The sequence below is a fragment of the Escherichia sp. Lx600-2 genome, from assembly GCF_036662595.1.
In the GTDB taxonomy this organism is placed as follows: Bacteria; Pseudomonadota; Gammaproteobacteria; order Enterobacterales; family Enterobacteriaceae; genus Escherichia; species Escherichia coli.
This window is the reverse complement of record NZ_JAYQWM010000043.1, coordinates 1-15,394: the sequence shown is the minus strand read 5'-3', so window position 1 is coordinate 15,394 and position 15,394 is coordinate 1. Positions and strand designations below refer to the sequence as shown.

The 15,394-nt window shown below is 52.4% G+C and carries 15 protein-coding genes; all 15 read left to right on the top strand.

The window, feature by feature from the left end:
• Nucleotides 1-3: 3 nt before the first annotated feature.
• The 15 genes from atpB (at nt 4) to phoU (ending at nt 15,231) form a co-directional block, all read left to right on the top strand.
• Nucleotides 4-819 (top strand): F0F1 ATP synthase subunit A, encoded by an 816-nt coding sequence (gene atpB / locus OQV04_RS15580; protein WP_000135625.1) that lies wholly within the window; start codon nt 4-6, stop codon nt 817-819.
• Between the two features lie 46 nt (nt 820-865).
• Nucleotides 866-1,105, top strand: coding sequence for a F0F1 ATP synthase subunit C (atpE, locus tag OQV04_RS15575; protein WP_000429386.1), 240 nt, complete (start codon nt 866-868; stop codon nt 1,103-1,105).
• A 61-nt stretch (nt 1,106-1,166) separates the two neighbouring features.
• Nucleotides 1,167-1,637: a F0F1 ATP synthase subunit B gene (atpF, locus tag OQV04_RS15570; protein ID WP_001052219.1), complete on the top strand. Its 471-nt coding sequence runs from the start codon at nt 1,167-1,169 to the stop codon at nt 1,635-1,637.
• 14 nt (nt 1,638-1,651) lie between these two features.
• Nucleotides 1,652-2,185 carry a F0F1 ATP synthase subunit delta gene (atpH, locus tag OQV04_RS15565; RefSeq protein WP_001288587.1) on the top strand — a complete coding sequence of 178 codons (534 nt, stop codon included), beginning with the start codon at nt 1,652-1,654 and terminating at the stop codon, nt 2,183-2,185.
• 12 nt (nt 2,186-2,197) lie between these two features.
• Complete coding sequence (atpA, locus tag OQV04_RS15560; protein WP_001176745.1) at nt 2,198-3,739, top strand: F0F1 ATP synthase subunit alpha; 1,542 nt, start codon at nt 2,198-2,200, stop codon at nt 3,737-3,739.
• A 50-nt stretch (nt 3,740-3,789) separates the two neighbouring features.
• The gene (gene atpG / locus OQV04_RS15555) at nt 3,790-4,653 is read left to right on the top strand and encodes a F0F1 ATP synthase subunit gamma (protein ID WP_032281889.1); all 864 of its coding nucleotides are present in this window, start codon (nt 3,790-3,792) and stop codon (nt 4,651-4,653) included.
• A gap of 26 nt (nt 4,654-4,679) precedes the next feature.
• Nucleotides 4,680-6,062 carry a F0F1 ATP synthase subunit beta gene (atpD, locus tag OQV04_RS15550; RefSeq protein ID WP_000190506.1) on the top strand — a complete coding sequence of 461 codons (1,383 nt, stop codon included), beginning with the start codon at nt 4,680-4,682 and terminating at the stop codon, nt 6,060-6,062.
• A gap of 20 nt (nt 6,063-6,082) precedes the next feature.
• Entirely contained in the window at nt 6,083-6,502 is a 420-nt protein-coding gene (locus OQV04_RS15545) for a F0F1 ATP synthase subunit epsilon (RefSeq protein WP_001251965.1), read from the top strand.
• 387 nt (nt 6,503-6,889) lie between these two features.
• Nucleotides 6,890-8,260 carry a bifunctional UDP-N-acetylglucosamine diphosphorylase/glucosamine-1-phosphate N-acetyltransferase GlmU gene (gene glmU / locus OQV04_RS15540; protein WP_032281887.1) on the top strand — a complete coding sequence of 457 codons (1,371 nt, stop codon included), beginning with the start codon at nt 6,890-6,892 and terminating at the stop codon, nt 8,258-8,260.
• Nucleotides 8,261-8,421: 161 nt separating this feature from the next.
• Nucleotides 8,422-10,251, top strand: coding sequence for a glutamine--fructose-6-phosphate transaminase (isomerizing) (gene glmS / locus OQV04_RS15535; RefSeq protein ID WP_000334096.1), 1,830 nt, complete (start codon nt 8,422-8,424; stop codon nt 10,249-10,251).
• Between the two features lie 313 nt (nt 10,252-10,564).
• Nucleotides 10,565-11,605, top strand: coding sequence for a phosphate ABC transporter substrate-binding protein PstS (gene pstS, locus OQV04_RS15530; protein WP_000867143.1), 1,041 nt, complete (start codon nt 10,565-10,567; stop codon nt 11,603-11,605).
• 86 nt (nt 11,606-11,691) lie between these two features.
• Nucleotides 11,692-12,651 carry a phosphate ABC transporter permease PstC gene (gene pstC / locus OQV04_RS15525; protein WP_000741620.1) on the top strand — a complete coding sequence of 320 codons (960 nt, stop codon included), beginning with the start codon at nt 11,692-11,694 and terminating at the stop codon, nt 12,649-12,651.
• Nucleotides 12,651-13,541 carry a phosphate ABC transporter permease PstA gene (gene pstA, locus OQV04_RS15520; RefSeq protein ID WP_001251991.1) on the top strand — a complete coding sequence of 297 codons (891 nt, stop codon included), beginning with the start codon at nt 12,651-12,653 and terminating at the stop codon, nt 13,539-13,541. Before pstC ends, pstA begins: the two co-directional genes overlap by 1 nt.
• Before the next feature lie 176 nt (nt 13,542-13,717).
• A complete protein-coding gene (gene pstB, locus OQV04_RS15515) occupies nt 13,718-14,491 on the top strand; it encodes a phosphate ABC transporter ATP-binding protein PstB (RefSeq protein ID WP_000063125.1) in 774 nt (257 codons plus the stop codon).
• Between the two features lie 14 nt (nt 14,492-14,505).
• The gene (phoU, locus tag OQV04_RS15510; RefSeq protein ID WP_000377785.1) at nt 14,506-15,231 is read left to right on the top strand and encodes a phosphate signaling complex protein PhoU; all 726 of its coding nucleotides are present in this window, start codon (nt 14,506-14,508) and stop codon (nt 15,229-15,231) included.
• Nucleotides 15,232-15,394 lie beyond the last annotated feature (163 nt).

Here is a 15,394-nt window from a genome sequence, read left to right as displayed (position 1 = left end):
ATCATGGCTTCAGAAAATATGACGCCGCAGGATTACATAGGACACCACCTGAATAACCTTCAGCTGGACCTGCGTACATTCTCGCTGGTGGATCCACAAAACCCCCCAGCCACCTTCTGGACAATCAATATTGACTCCATGTTCTTCTCGGTGGTGCTGGGTCTGTTGTTCCTGGTTTTATTCCGTAGCGTAGCCAAAAAGGCGACCAGCGGTGTGCCAGGTAAGTTTCAGACCGCGATTGAGCTGGTGATCGGCTTTGTTAATGGTAGCGTGAAAGACATGTACCATGGCAAAAGCAAGCTGATTGCTCCGCTGGCCCTGACGATCTTCGTCTGGGTATTCCTGATGAACCTGATGGATTTACTGCCTATCGACCTGCTGCCGTACATTGCTGAACATGTACTGGGTCTGCCTGCACTGCGTGTGGTTCCGTCTGCGGACGTGAACGTAACGCTGTCTATGGCACTGGGCGTATTTATCCTGATTCTGTTCTACAGCATCAAAATGAAAGGCATCGGCGGCTTCACGAAAGAGTTGACGCTGCAGCCGTTCAATCACTGGGCGTTCATTCCTGTCAACTTAATCCTTGAAGGGGTAAGCCTGCTGTCCAAACCAGTTTCACTCGGTTTGCGACTGTTCGGTAACATGTATGCCGGTGAGCTGATTTTCATTCTGATTGCTGGTCTGTTGCCGTGGTGGTCACAGTGGATCCTGAATGTGCCGTGGGCCATTTTCCACATCCTGATCATTACGCTGCAAGCCTTCATCTTCATGGTTCTGACGATCGTCTATCTGTCGATGGCGTCTGAAGAACATTAATTTACCAACACTACTACGTTTTAACTGAAACAAACTGGAGACTGTCATGGAAAACCTGAATATGGATCTGCTGTACATGGCTGCCGCTGTGATGATGGGTCTGGCGGCAATCGGTGCTGCGATCGGTATCGGCATCCTCGGGGGTAAATTCCTGGAAGGCGCAGCGCGTCAACCTGATCTGATTCCTCTGCTGCGTACTCAGTTCTTTATCGTTATGGGTCTGGTGGATGCTATCCCGATGATCGCTGTAGGTCTGGGTCTGTACGTGATGTTCGCTGTCGCGTAGTAAGCGTTGCTTTTATTTAAAGAGCAATATCAGAACGTTAACTAAATAGAGGCATTGTGCTGTGAATCTTAACGCAACAATCCTCGGCCAGGCCATCGCGTTTGTCCTGTTCGTTCTGTTCTGCATGAAGTACGTATGGCCGCCATTAATGGCAGCCATCGAAAAACGTCAAAAAGAAATTGCTGACGGCCTTGCTTCCGCAGAACGAGCACATAAGGACCTTGACCTTGCAAAGGCCAGCGCGACCGACCAGCTGAAAAAAGCGAAAGCGGAAGCCCAGGTAATCATCGAGCAGGCGAACAAACGCCGCTCGCAGATTCTGGATGAAGCGAAAGCTGAGGCAGAACAGGAACGTACTAAAATCGTGGCCCAGGCGCAGGCAGAAATTGAAGCCGAGCGTAAACGTGCCCGTGAAGAGCTGCGTAAGCAAGTTGCTATCCTGGCTGTTGCTGGCGCCGAGAAGATCATCGAACGTTCCGTGGATGAAGCTGCTAACAGCGACATCGTGGATAAACTTGTCGCTGAACTGTAAGGAGGGAGGGGCTGATGTCTGAATTTATTACGGTAGCTCGCCCCTACGCCAAAGCAGCTTTTGACTTTGCCGTCGAACACCAAAGTGTAGAACGCTGGCAGGACATGCTGGCGTTTGCCGCCGAGGTAACCAAAAACGAACAAATGGCAGAGCTTCTCTCTGGCGCGCTTGCGCCAGAAACGCTCGCCGAGTCGTTTATCGCAGTTTGTGGTGAGCAACTGGACGAAAACGGTCAGAACCTGATTCGGGTTATGGCTGAGAATGGTCGTCTTAACGCGCTCCCGGATGTTCTGGAGCAGTTTATTCACCTGCGTGCCGTGAGTGAGGCTACCGCTGAGGTAGACGTCATTTCCGCTGCCGCACTGAGTGAACAACAGCTCGCGAAAATTTCTGCTGCGATGGAAAAACGTCTGTCACGCAAAGTTAAGCTGAATTGCAAAATCGATAAGTCTGTAATGGCAGGCGTTATCATCCGAGCGGGTGATATGGTCATTGATGGCAGCGTACGCGGTCGTCTTGAGCGCCTTGCAGACGTCTTGCAGTCTTAAGGGGACTGGAGCATGCAACTGAATTCCACCGAAATCAGCGAACTGATCAAGCAGCGCATTGCTCAGTTCAATGTTGTGAGTGAAGCTCACAACGAAGGTACTATTGTTTCTGTAAGTGACGGTGTTATCCGCATTCACGGCCTGGCCGATTGTATGCAGGGTGAAATGATCTCCCTGCCGGGTAACCGTTACGCTATCGCACTGAACCTCGAGCGCGACTCTGTAGGTGCGGTTGTTATGGGTCCGTACGCTGACCTTGCCGAAGGCATGAAAGTTAAGTGTACTGGCCGTATCCTGGAAGTTCCGGTTGGCCGTGGCCTGCTGGGCCGTGTGGTTAACACTCTGGGTGCACCAATCGACGGTAAAGGTCCGCTGGATCACGACGGCTTCTCTGCTGTAGAAGCAATCGCTCCGGGCGTTATCGAACGTCAGTCCGTAGATCAGCCGGTACAGACCGGTTATAAAGCCGTTGACTCCATGATCCCAATCGGTCGTGGTCAGCGTGAATTGATCATCGGTGACCGTCAGACAGGTAAAACCGCACTGGCTATCGATGCCATCATCAACCAGCGCGATTCCGGTATCAAATGTATCTATGTCGCTATCGGCCAGAAAGCGTCCACCATTTCTAACGTGGTACGTAAACTGGAAGAGCACGGCGCACTGGCTAACACCATCGTTGTGGTAGCAACCGCGTCTGAATCCGCTGCACTGCAATACCTGGCACCGTATGCCGGTTGCGCAATGGGCGAATACTTCCGTGACCGCGGTGAAGATGCGCTGATCATTTACGATGACCTGTCTAAACAGGCTGTTGCTTACCGTCAGATCTCCCTGCTGCTCCGTCGTCCGCCAGGACGTGAAGCATTCCCGGGCGACGTATTCTACCTCCACTCTCGTCTGCTGGAGCGTGCTGCGCGTGTTAACGCCGAATACGTTGAAGCTTTCACCAAAGGTGAAGTGAAAGGGAAAACCGGTTCACTGACCGCGCTGCCGATTATCGAAACTCAAGCGGGTGACGTTTCTGCGTTCGTTCCGACCAACGTAATCTCCATTACCGATGGTCAGATCTTCCTGGAAACCAACCTGTTCAACGCCGGTATTCGTCCTGCGGTTAACCCGGGTATTTCCGTATCCCGTGTTGGTGGTGCAGCACAGACCAAGATCATGAAAAAACTGTCCGGTGGTATCCGTACCGCTCTGGCACAGTATCGTGAACTGGCAGCGTTCTCTCAGTTTGCATCCGACCTTGACGATGCAACTCGTAAGCAGCTTGACCACGGTCAAAAAGTGACCGAACTGCTGAAACAGAAACAGTATGCGCCGATGTCCGTTGCGCAGCAGTCTCTGGTTCTGTTCGCAGCAGAACGTGGTTACCTGGCGGATGTTGAACTGTCGAAAATCGGCAGCTTCGAAGCCGCTCTGCTGGCTTACGTCGACCGTGATCACGCTCCGTTGATGCAAGAGATCAACCAGACCGGTGGCTACAACGACGAAATCGAAGGCAAGCTGAAAGGCATCCTCGATTCCTTCAAAGCAACCCAATCCTGGTAACGTCTTGCGGCTTGCCTTAGGGCAGGCCGCAAGGCATTGAGGAGAAGCTCATGGCCGGCGCAAAAGAGATACGTAGTAAGATCGCAAGCGTCCAGAACACGCAAAAGATCACTAAAGCGATGGAGATGGTCGCCGCTTCCAAAATGCGTAAATCGCAGGATCGCATGGCGGCCAGCCGTCCTTATGCAGAAACCATGCGCAAAGTGATTGGTCACCTTGCACACGGTAATCTGGAATATAAGCACCCATACCTGGAAGAACGCGACGTTAAACGCGTGGGCTACCTGGTGGTGTCGACCGACCGTGGTTTGTGCGGTGGTTTGAACATTAACCTGTTCAAAAAACTGCTGGCGGAAATGAAGACCTGGACCGACAAAGGCGTTCAATGCGACCTCGCAATGATCGGCTCGAAAGGCGTGTCGTTCTTCAACTCCGTGGGCGGCAATGTTGTTGCCCAGGTCACCGGCATGGGGGATAACCCTTCCCTGTCCGAACTGATCGGTCCGGTAAAAGTGATGTTGCAGGCCTACGACGAAGGCCGTCTGGACAAGCTTTACATTGTCAGCAACAAATTTATTAACACCATGGCTCAGGTTCCGACCATCAGCCAGCTGCTGCCGTTACCGGCATCAGATGATGATGATCTGAAACATAAATCCTGGGATTACCTGTACGAACCCGATCCGAAGGCGTTGCTGGATACCCTGCTGCGTCGTTATGTCGAATCTCAGGTTTATCAGGGCGTGGTTGAAAACCTGGCCAGCGAGCAGGCCGCCCGTATGGTGGCGATGAAAGCCGCGACCGACAATGGCGGCAGCCTGATTAAAGAGCTGCAGTTGGTATACAACAAAGCTCGTCAGGCCAGCATTACTCAGGAACTCACCGAGATCGTCTCGGGGGCCGCCGCGGTTTAAACAGGTTATTTCGTAGAGGATTTAAGATGGCTACTGGAAAGATTGTCCAGGTAATCGGCGCCGTAGTTGACGTCGAATTCCCTCAGGATGCCGTACCGCGCGTGTACGATGCTCTTGAGGTGCAAAATGGTAATGAGCGTCTGGTGCTGGAAGTTCAGCAGCAGCTCGGCGGCGGTATCGTGCGTACCATCGCAATGGGTTCCTCCGACGGTCTGCGTCGCGGTCTGGATGTAAAAGACCTCGAACACCCGATCGAAGTCCCGGTAGGTAAAGCGACTCTGGGCCGTATCATGAACGTACTGGGTGAACCGGTCGACATGAAAGGCGAGATCGGTGAAGAAGAGCGTTGGGCGATTCACCGCGCAGCACCTTCCTACGAAGAGCTGTCAAACTCTCAGGAACTGCTGGAAACCGGTATCAAAGTTATCGACCTGATGTGTCCGTTCGCTAAGGGCGGTAAAGTTGGTCTGTTCGGTGGTGCGGGTGTAGGTAAAACCGTAAACATGATGGAGCTCATTCGTAACATCGCGATCGAGCACTCCGGTTACTCTGTGTTTGCGGGCGTAGGTGAACGTACTCGTGAGGGTAACGACTTCTACCACGAAATGACCGACTCCAACGTTATCGACAAAGTATCCCTGGTGTATGGCCAGATGAACGAGCCGCCGGGAAACCGTCTGCGCGTTGCTCTGACCGGTCTGACCATGGCTGAGAAATTCCGTGACGAAGGTCGTGACGTTCTGCTGTTCGTTGACAACATCTATCGTTACACCCTGGCCGGTACGGAAGTATCCGCACTGCTGGGCCGTATGCCTTCAGCGGTAGGTTATCAGCCGACCCTGGCGGAAGAGATGGGCGTTCTGCAGGAACGTATCACCTCCACCAAAACCGGTTCTATCACCTCCGTACAGGCAGTATACGTACCTGCGGATGACTTGACTGACCCGTCTCCGGCAACCACCTTTGCGCACCTTGACGCAACCGTGGTACTGAGCCGTCAGATCGCGTCTCTGGGTATCTACCCGGCCGTTGACCCGCTGGACTCCACCAGCCGTCAGCTGGACCCGCTGGTGGTTGGTCAGGAACACTACGACACCGCGCGTGGCGTTCAGTCCATCCTGCAACGTTATCAGGAACTGAAAGACATCATCGCCATCCTGGGTATGGATGAACTGTCTGAAGAAGACAAACTGGTGGTAGCGCGTGCTCGTAAGATCCAGCGCTTCCTGTCCCAGCCGTTCTTCGTGGCAGAAGTATTCACCGGTTCTCCGGGTAAATACGTCTCCCTGAAAGACACCATCCGTGGCTTTAAAGGCATCATGGAAGGCGAATACGATCACCTGCCGGAGCAGGCGTTCTACATGGTCGGTTCCATCGAAGAAGCTGTGGAAAAAGCCAAAAAACTTTAACGCCTTAATCGGAGGGTGATATGGCAATGACTTACCACCTGGACGTCGTCAGCGCAGAGCAACAAATGTTCTCTGGTCTGGTCGAGAAAATCCAGGTAACGGGTAGCGAAGGTGAACTGGGGATCTACCCTGGCCACGCACCGCTGCTCACCGCCATTAAGCCTGGTATGATTCGCATCGTGAAACAGCACGGTCACGAAGAGTTTATCTATCTGTCTGGCGGCATTCTTGAAGTGCAGCCTGGCAACGTGACCGTTCTGGCCGACACCGCAATTCGCGGCCAGGATCTCGACGAAGCGCGAGCCATGGAAGCGAAACGTAAGGCTGAAGAGCACATTAGCAGCTCTCACGGCGACGTAGATTACGCTCAGGCGTCTGCGGAACTGGCCAAAGCGATCGCGCAGCTGCGCGTTATCGAGTTGACCAAAAAAGCGATGTAACACCGGCTTGAAAAGCACAAAAGCCAGTCTGGAAACAGGCTGGCTTTTTTTTCGCGCGCCGCAGCGAGATTGGTTCTGCTATATCCTGCGCATTTTTATATCCCGCAATTAAACTCATTTTTATAAATCCGCAAAATTCTTAGCTGGTTTTCCTGTTTATTCATTGATCGAAATAAGAGCAAAAACATCCACCTGACGCTTAAATGAAGGTACTGCCTTAATTTTCTGCAGACAAAAGGCGTGACGATGGTCGAAAATGGCGCTTTCGTCAGCGGGGATAATCCGTTATTGAACAATTTATCCTCTGTCCATTTCACGATGAAAAAAATGTAGTTTTTTCAAGGTGAAGCGGTTTAAATTCGTTCTCAAATTACAGTCAGGACGCGTATGTTGAATAATGTTATGAGCGTAGTGATCCTTGCCGCAGGTAAAGGCACGCGCATGTATTCCGATCTTCCGAAAGTGCTGCATACCCTTGCCGGGAAAGCGATGGTTCAGCATGTCATTGATGCTGCGAATGAATTAGGCGCAGCGCACGTTCACCTGGTGTATGGTCACGGCGGCGATCTGCTAAAACAGGCGCTGAAAGACGACAACCTGAACTGGGTGCTTCAGGCAGAGCAGCTGGGTACGGGTCATGCCATGCAGCAGGCCGCACCTTTCTTTGCCGATGATGAAGACATTTTAATGCTCTACGGCGACGTGCCGCTGATCTCTGTCGAAACACTCCAGCGTCTGCGTGATGCTAAACCGCAGGGTGGCATTGGTCTGCTGACGGTGAAACTGGATGATCCGACCGGTTATGGACGTATCACCCGTGAAAACGGCAAAGTTACTGGCATTGTTGAGCATAAAGATGCCACCGATGAGCAGCGTCAGATTCAGGAAATCAACACCGGCATTCTGATCGCTAACGGCGCAGATATGAAACGCTGGCTGGCGAAGCTGACCAACAATAATGCTCAGGGCGAATACTACATCACCGACATTATTGCGCTGGCGTATCAGGAAGGACGTGAAATAGTTGCTGTTCATCCACAACGTTTAAGCGAAGTTGAAGGCGTGAATAACCGCCTGCAACTCTCTCGTCTGGAGCGCGTTTACCAGTCCGAACAGGCCGAAAAACTGTTGTTAGCCGGCGTTATGTTGCGCGATCCGACCCGTTTTGATCTGCGCGGTACGCTAACTCACGGGCGCGATGTTGAAATTGATACTAACGTTATCATCGAGGGCAACGTTACTCTCGGTAATCGCGTGAAAATCGGCACCGGATGCGTGATTAAAAATAGCGTGATTGGCGATGATTGCGAAATTAGCCCGTATACCGTGGTGGAAGATGCTAATCTGGCAGCAGCCTGTACCATCGGTCCGTTTGCCCGCCTGCGCCCCGGTGCTGAGTTGCTGGAAGGCGCACACGTCGGTAACTTCGTTGAGATGAAAAAAGCGCGTCTGGGTAAAGGCTCGAAAGCTGGCCATCTGACTTACCTGGGCGATGCAGAAATCGGCGATAACGTTAACATCGGTGCGGGAACCATTACCTGCAACTATGATGGTGCGAATAAATTTAAGACCATTATCGGCGACGATGTGTTTGTCGGTTCCGACACTCAGCTGGTGGCCCCGGTAACAGTAGGCAAAGGTGCAACCATTGCTGCGGGTACAACTGTGACGCGTAATGTCGGCGAAAATGCATTAGCTATCAGCCGTGTGCCGCAGACTCAGAAAGAAGGCTGGCGTCGTCCGGTAAAGAAAAAGTGATTCTGGCCGGGTAATCCGGTCACATGGGATGAGGAGATAACATAATCTCCCTCCCACAAGCAGTAACTATAAAAATAACCCCACTCTCTACAAGGCTCGGGGCGCCCGAAAAAACGGGCATACAGGTTGACCGACAACGATATAAATCGGAATCAAAAACTATGTGTGGAATTGTTGGCGCGATCGCGCAACGTGATGTAGCAGAAATCCTTCTTGAAGGTTTACGTCGTCTGGAATACCGCGGATATGACTCTGCCGGTCTGGCCGTTGTTGATGCGGAAGGTCATATGACCCGCCTGCGTCGCCTCGGTAAAGTCCAGATGCTGGCTCAGGCAGCGGAAGAACATCCTCTGCATGGCGGCACCGGTATTGCTCACACTCGCTGGGCGACCCATGGTGAACCTTCAGAAGTTAACGCGCATCCGCATGTTTCTGAACACATTGTGGTGGTGCATAACGGCATCATCGAAAACCATGAACCGCTGCGTGAAGAGTTAAAAGCGCGTGGCTATACCTTCGTTTCTGAAACCGACACCGAAGTGATTGCCCATCTGGTGAACTGGGAGCTGAAACAGGGCGGTACTCTGCGTGAGGCTGTTCTGCGTGCTATCCCGCAACTGCGTGGTGCGTACGGTACAGTGATCATGGACTCCCGTCACCCGGATACCCTGCTGGCAGCACGTTCTGGTAGTCCGCTGGTGATTGGTCTGGGTATGGGTGAAAACTTTATCGCTTCTGACCAGCTGGCGCTGCTGCCGGTGACCCGTCGCTTTATCTTCCTTGAAGAGGGCGATATTGCGGAAATCACTCGCCGTTCGGTAAACATCTTCGATAAAACTGGCGCGGAAGTAAAACGTCAGGATATCGAATCCAATCTGCAATATGACGCGGGCGATAAAGGTATTTACCGTCACTACATGCAGAAAGAGATCTACGAACAGCCGAACGCGATCAAAAACACCCTTACCGGGCGCATCAGCCACGGTCAGGTTGATTTAAGCGAGCTGGGACCGAACGCCGACGAACTGCTGTCGAAGGTTGAGCATATTCAGATCCTCGCCTGTGGTACTTCTTATAACTCCGGTATGGTTTCCCGCTACTGGTTTGAATCGCTGGCAGGTATTCCGTGCGACGTCGAAATCGCCTCTGAATTCCGCTATCGCAAATCTGCCGTGCGTCGTAACAGCCTGATGATCACCTTGTCACAGTCTGGCGAAACCGCGGATACCCTAGCGGGCCTGCGTCTGTCGAAAGAGCTGGGTTACCTTGGTTCGCTGGCAATCTGTAACGTTCCGGGTTCTTCTCTGGTGCGCGAATCCGATCTGGCGCTGATGACCAACGCGGGTACGGAAATCGGCGTGGCATCCACTAAAGCATTCACCACCCAGTTAACCGTGCTGCTGATGCTGGTGGCGAAACTGTCTCGCCTGAAAGGTCTGGATGCCTCCATTGAACATGATATCGTGCATGGTCTGCAGGCGCTGCCGAACCGTATTGAGCAGATGTTGTCTCAGGACAAACGCATTGAAGCCTTGGCAGAAGATTTCTCTGACAAACATCACGCGCTGTTCCTGGGACGTGGCGATCAGTACCCAATCGCGCTGGAAGGCGCATTGAAGCTGAAAGAGATCTCTTACATTCACGCTGAAGCCTACGCCGCTGGCGAGCTGAAACACGGCCCGCTGGCGCTGATTGACGCGGATATGCCGGTTATCGTCGTTGCGCCGAACAACGAATTGCTGGAAAAACTGAAATCCAACATTGAAGAAGTTCGTGCGCGTGGCGGTCAACTGTACGTCTTCGCCGATCAGGATGCTGGTTTTGTAGGTAGCGATAACATGCACATCATCGAGATGCCGCATGTGGAAGAGGTGATTGCACCGATCTTCTACACCGTTCCGCTGCAGCTGCTGGCTTACCACGTCGCGCTGATCAAAGGCACCGACGTTGACCAGCCGCGTAACCTGGCAAAATCGGTAACGGTTGAGTAATAAATGGATGCCCTGCGTAAGCGGGGCATTTTTCTTCCTGTTATGTTTTTAATCAAACATCCTGCCAACTCCATGTGACAAACCGTCATCTTCGGCTACTTTTTCTCTGTCACAGAATGAAAATTTTTCTGTCATCTCTTCGTTATTAATGTTTGTAATTAACTGAATATAAACGCTTATTTAAATCAGACTGAAGACTTTATCTCTCTGTCATAAAACTGTCATAAACCTTACATATAACTGTCACCTGTTTGTCCTATTTTGCTTCTCGTAGCCAACAAACAATGCTTTATGAATCCTCCCAGGAGACATTATGAAAGTTATGCGTACCACCGTCGCAACTGTTGTCGCCGCGACCTTATCGATGAGTGCTTTCTCTGTGTTTGCAGAAGCAAGCCTGACAGGTGCAGGTGCAACCTTCCCTGCGCCGGTGTATGCCAAATGGGCTGACACTTACCAGAAAGAAACCGGTAATAAAGTTAATTACCAGGGTATCGGTTCTTCCGGTGGCGTAAAACAGATTATCGCCAATACCGTTGATTTTGGTGCTTCTGACGCGCCGCTGTCTGACGAAAAACTGGCTCAGGAAGGTCTGTTCCAGTTCCCGACCGTGATTGGCGGCGTGGTGCTGGCGGTTAACATTCCAGGTCTGAAGTCTGGTGAGCTGGTGCTGGATGGTAAAACCCTCGGCGATATCTACCTCGGCAAAATCAAGAAGTGGGATGATGAAGCCATCGCCAAATTGAATCCGGGTCTGAAACTGCCTTCACAGAACATTGCTGTAGTGCGCCGCGCAGATGGCTCCGGGACTTCCTTCGTCTTCACCAGCTACCTGGCGAAAGTGAATGAAGAGTGGAAAAACAACGTTGGTACTGGCTCTACCGTAAAATGGCCGATCGGTCTGGGTGGTAAAGGTAACGACGGTATCGCTGCGTTCGTTCAGCGTCTGCCGGGTGCAATTGGTTACGTTGAATATGCTTATGCGAAGCAAAACAACCTGGCGTACACCAAACTGATCTCCGCTGATGGTAAACCTGTTTTGCCGACTGAAGAAAACTTCGCTAATGCAGCAAAAGGTGCAGACTGGAGCAAAACCTTCGCTCAGGATCTGACCAACCAGAAAGGCGAAGATGCGTGGCCTATTACCTCTACCACGTTCATTCTGATCCACAAAGATCAGAAGAAACCAGAACAAGGCACAGAAGTGCTGAAGTTCTTCGACTGGGCTTACAAAACCGGGGCTAAACAGGCGAACGACCTGGATTACGCCAGCCTGCCGGATAGCGTAGTTGAACAGGTTCGCGCTGCGTGGAAGACCAATATTAAAGACAGTAGCGGCAAGCCGCTGTACTAATAAAACTCCAGGCCGGATAAGGCATTAAACGGCTTATCCGGCATTACAAAATGACTTTGTAAACGCGTTTAACTGAAGAGTAACTTATGGCTGCAACCAAGCCTGCTTTTAACCCACCGGGTAAAAAGGGCGACATAATTTTCAGCGTGCTGGTAAAACTGGCGGCGCTGATTGTGCTATTGATGTTGGGTGGCATTATTGTCTCTCTGATCATCTCCTCATGGCCGAGCATTCAGAAATTTGGTCTGGCTTTCCTGTGGACCAAAGAGTGGGATGCGCCGAACGATATCTACGGGGCGCTGGTGCCGATCTACGGTACGTTGGTGACTTCGTTTATCGCGCTGCTGATCGCCGTCCCGGTGAGTTTCGGTATCGCCCTGTTCCTGACTGAGCTTGCGCCTGGCTGGCTGAAACGCCCGCTGGGTATCGCCATTGAGCTGCTGGCAGCCATTCCAAGTATCGTTTACGGCATGTGGGGCCTGTTTATCTTTGCGCCGCTGTTCGCCGTTTACTTCCAGGAGCCGGTCGGCAATATCATGTCGAATATCCCGATTGTCGGCGCGCTGTTCTCTGGCCCGGCATTTGGTATCGGTATCCTCGCGGCAGGCGTGATCCTCGCCATCATGATTATTCCGTACATTGCGGCGGTAATGCGCGATGTGTTCGAACAAACCCCGGTGATGATGAAAGAGTCGGCCTACGGTATTGGCTGCACCACCTGGGAGGTTATCTGGCGTATCGTTCTTCCGTTCACCAAAAATGGTGTTATCGGCGGCATTATGCTGGGGCTGGGCCGCGCGCTCGGTGAAACCATGGCGGTGACTTTTATCATCGGTAACACCTACCAGCTCGACAGCGCCTCGCTGTATATGCCGGGCAACAGTATCACCTCTGCGCTGGCGAACGAATTTGCCGAAGCGGAATCCGGTCTGCACGTTGCTGCACTGATGGAACTGGGCCTGATCCTGTTTGTGATTACCTTCATCGTCCTCGCCGCATCGAAGTTTATGATTATGCGCCTGGCTAAGAATGAGGGGGCTCGCTAATGGCTATGGTTGAAATGCAAACCACTGCGGCGCTGGCGGAATCCCGCCGCAAAATGCAGGCGCGTCGCCGCCTCAAAAACCGTATTGCGCTGACGCTCTCGATGGCGACGATGGCCTTCGGTCTGTTCTGGCTGATCTGGATTTTAATGTCCACCATCACCCGCGGTATCGACGGTATGTCGCTGGCGCTGTTTACTGAAATGACGCCGCCGCCCAATACGGAAGGTGGTGGTCTGGCGAACGCCCTGGCGGGTAGCGGCCTGTTAATTTTGTGGGCCACGGTATTCGGTACGCCGCTGGGCATTATGGCGGGGATTTATCTGGCGGAATATGGTCGTAAATCCTGGCTGGCAGAAGTGATTCGCTTTATTAACGACATTTTGCTCTCCGCACCGTCGATTGTGGTTGGTCTGTTTGTTTACACCATCGTGGTGGCGCAGATGGAGCACTTCTCCGGTTGGGCGGGCGTGATTGCTCTGGCGCTGTTGCAGGTACCGATTGTTATCCGCACCACCGAGAACATGCTGAAACTGGTGCCGGACAGCCTGCGTGAAGCGGCTTATGCGCTGGGTACACCGAAGTGGAAGATGATCTCCGCGATTACGCTGAAAGCGTCGGTGTCTGGGATCATGACCGGTATCCTGCTGGCGATTGCCCGTATTGCCGGTGAAACCGCGCCGCTGCTGTTTACCGCGCTCTCCAACCAGTTCTGGAGCACGGACATGATGCAGCCGATCGCCAACCTGCCGGTGACGATCTTTAAGTTTGCGATGAGCCCGTTTGCGGAATGGCAGCAACTGGCCTGGGCCGGGGTATTGATCATTACCCTGTGCGTACTGCTGCTGAACATTCTGGCGCGCGTTGTTTTTGCGAAGAATAAACACGGTTGATATTGCTGACACGGTTTTCCCCTCACCCTCTCCCCAGAGGGGCGAGGGGACCGACCGAGCGCCTTTTTGACTCTGTACACGGTTAACACTTTGCCGGATGCGGCGTGAACGCCTGATCCGGCCTACGGTAAGCCTGATTAGCGAAGTGCATCAGGCACGATGAGGAAAAGATTGCAATGAGTATGGTTGAAACTGCCCCGAGTAAAATTCAGGTTCGTAATTTGAACTTCTACTACGGCAAATTCCATGCCCTGAAAAACATCAACCTGGATATCGCTAAAAACCAGGTTACGGCGTTTATCGGGCCGTCCGGCTGCGGTAAATCGACGCTGCTGCGTACCTTCAACAAAATGTTTGAACTGTACCCGGAGCAGCGCGCAGAAGGTGAAATTCTGCTTGATGGCGACAACATCCTTACCAACTCTCAGGATATCGCCCTGCTGCGTGCGAAAGTGGGCATGGTGTTCCAGAAACCGACGCCGTTCCCGATGTCCATCTACGACAACATCGCCTTTGGCGTTCGTCTGTTTGAGAAGCTCTCCCGTGCCGACATGGACGAGCGCGTGCAGTGGGCATTGACCAAAGCCGCATTGTGGAACGAAACCAAAGATAAATTGCATCAGAGCGGTTACTCTCTCTCTGGCGGTCAGCAACAGCGTCTGTGTATTGCGCGTGGTATCGCCATTCGCCCGGAAGTGCTGCTGCTCGACGAACCGTGTTCGGCGCTCGACCCTATCTCTACCGGGCGTATTGAAGAGCTGATCACCGAACTGAAGCAGGATTACACCGTGGTGATCGTCACCCACAACATGCAGCAGGCTGCGCGTTGTTCCGACCACACGGCGTTTATGTACCTGGGCGAATTGATTGAGTTCAGCAACACGGACGATCTGTTCACCAAGCCAGCGAAGAAACAAACAGAAGACTACATCACCGGTCGTTACGGTTGATTCAGGAGTGCGTTATGGACAGTCTCAATCTTAATAAACATATTTCCGGCCAGTTCAACGCCGAACTGGAAAGTATCCGCACGCAGGTGATGACCATGGGCGGCATGGTGGAGCAGCAGCTTTCTGATGCAATCACCGCGATGCACAACCAGGACAGCGATCTGGCGAAGCGCGTCATCGAAGGCGACAAGAACGTCAACATGATGGAAGTGGCGATCGATGAAGCCTGCGTGCGCATTATTGCCAAACGCCAGCCGACGGCGAGCGACCTGCGACTGGTTATGGTGATCAGTAAAACCATTGCCGAGCTGGAGCGTATTGGCGACGTGGCGGACAAAATCTGCCGTACTGCGCTGGAGAAATTCTCCCAGCAGCATCAGCCGTTGCTGGTAAGTCTAGAGTCGCTGGGCCGTCATACCATCCAGATGCTGCACGACGTGCTGGACGCGTTCGCGCGGATGGACATTGACGAAGCGGTACGTATTTATCGTGAAGATAAAAAAGTCGATCAGGAGTATGAAGGTATTGTTCGTCAACTGATGACCTACATGATGGAAGATTCGCGTACCATTCCGAGCGTACTTACCGCGCTATTCTGTGCGCGTTCTATCGAACGTATTGGCGACCGCTGCCAGAATATTTGTGAGTTTATCTTCTACTACGTGAAGGGGCAGGATTTCCGTCATGTAGGCGGTGATGAGCTGGATAAACTGCTGGCGGGAAAAGACCCGAAAGAGTAGTGCTAACTGTAGGCCAGATAAAGCTTTTTGCCGCATCTGGCAATCAGCCCGGTCATACATAGTTACCGGGCTGATAAACTTTCTCAGGCTTTGTTGAATAAATCGAACTTTTGCTGAGTTGAAGGATCAGATCACGCATCTTCCCGACAACGCAGACCGTTCC

Bases quoted from the DNA above. Each gene is read 5' to 3' on its own strand.
- atpB (WP_000135625.1), top strand. From the start codon at position 4: ATGGCTTCAGAAAATATGACGCCGCAGGATTACATAGGACACCACCTG.
- atpE (WP_000429386.1), top strand. From the start codon at position 866: ATGGAAAACCTGAATATGGATCTGCTGTACATGGCTGCCGCTGTGATG.
- atpH (WP_001288587.1), top strand. From the start codon at position 1,652: ATGTCTGAATTTATTACGGTAGCTCGCCCCTACGCCAAAGCAGCTTTT.
- atpA (WP_001176745.1), top strand. From the start codon at position 2,198: ATGCAACTGAATTCCACCGAAATCAGCGAACTGATCAAGCAGCGCATT.
- atpG (WP_032281889.1), top strand. From the start codon at position 3,790: ATGGCCGGCGCAAAAGAGATACGTAGTAAGATCGCAAGCGTCCAGAAC.
- atpD (WP_000190506.1), top strand. From the start codon at position 4,680: ATGGCTACTGGAAAGATTGTCCAGGTAATCGGCGCCGTAGTTGACGTC.
- OQV04_RS15545 (WP_001251965.1), top strand. From the start codon at position 6,083: ATGGCAATGACTTACCACCTGGACGTCGTCAGCGCAGAGCAACAAATG.
- glmU (WP_032281887.1), top strand. From the start codon at position 6,890: ATGTTGAATAATGTTATGAGCGTAGTGATCCTTGCCGCAGGTAAAGGC.
- glmS (WP_000334096.1), top strand. From the start codon at position 8,422: ATGTGTGGAATTGTTGGCGCGATCGCGCAACGTGATGTAGCAGAAATC.
- pstS (WP_000867143.1), top strand. From the start codon at position 10,565: ATGAAAGTTATGCGTACCACCGTCGCAACTGTTGTCGCCGCGACCTTA.
- pstC (WP_000741620.1), top strand. From the start codon at position 11,692: ATGGCTGCAACCAAGCCTGCTTTTAACCCACCGGGTAAAAAGGGCGAC.
- pstA (WP_001251991.1), top strand. From the start codon at position 12,651: ATGGCTATGGTTGAAATGCAAACCACTGCGGCGCTGGCGGAATCCCGC.
- pstB (WP_000063125.1), top strand. From the start codon at position 13,718: ATGAGTATGGTTGAAACTGCCCCGAGTAAAATTCAGGTTCGTAATTTG.
- phoU (WP_000377785.1), top strand. From the start codon at position 14,506: ATGGACAGTCTCAATCTTAATAAACATATTTCCGGCCAGTTCAACGCC.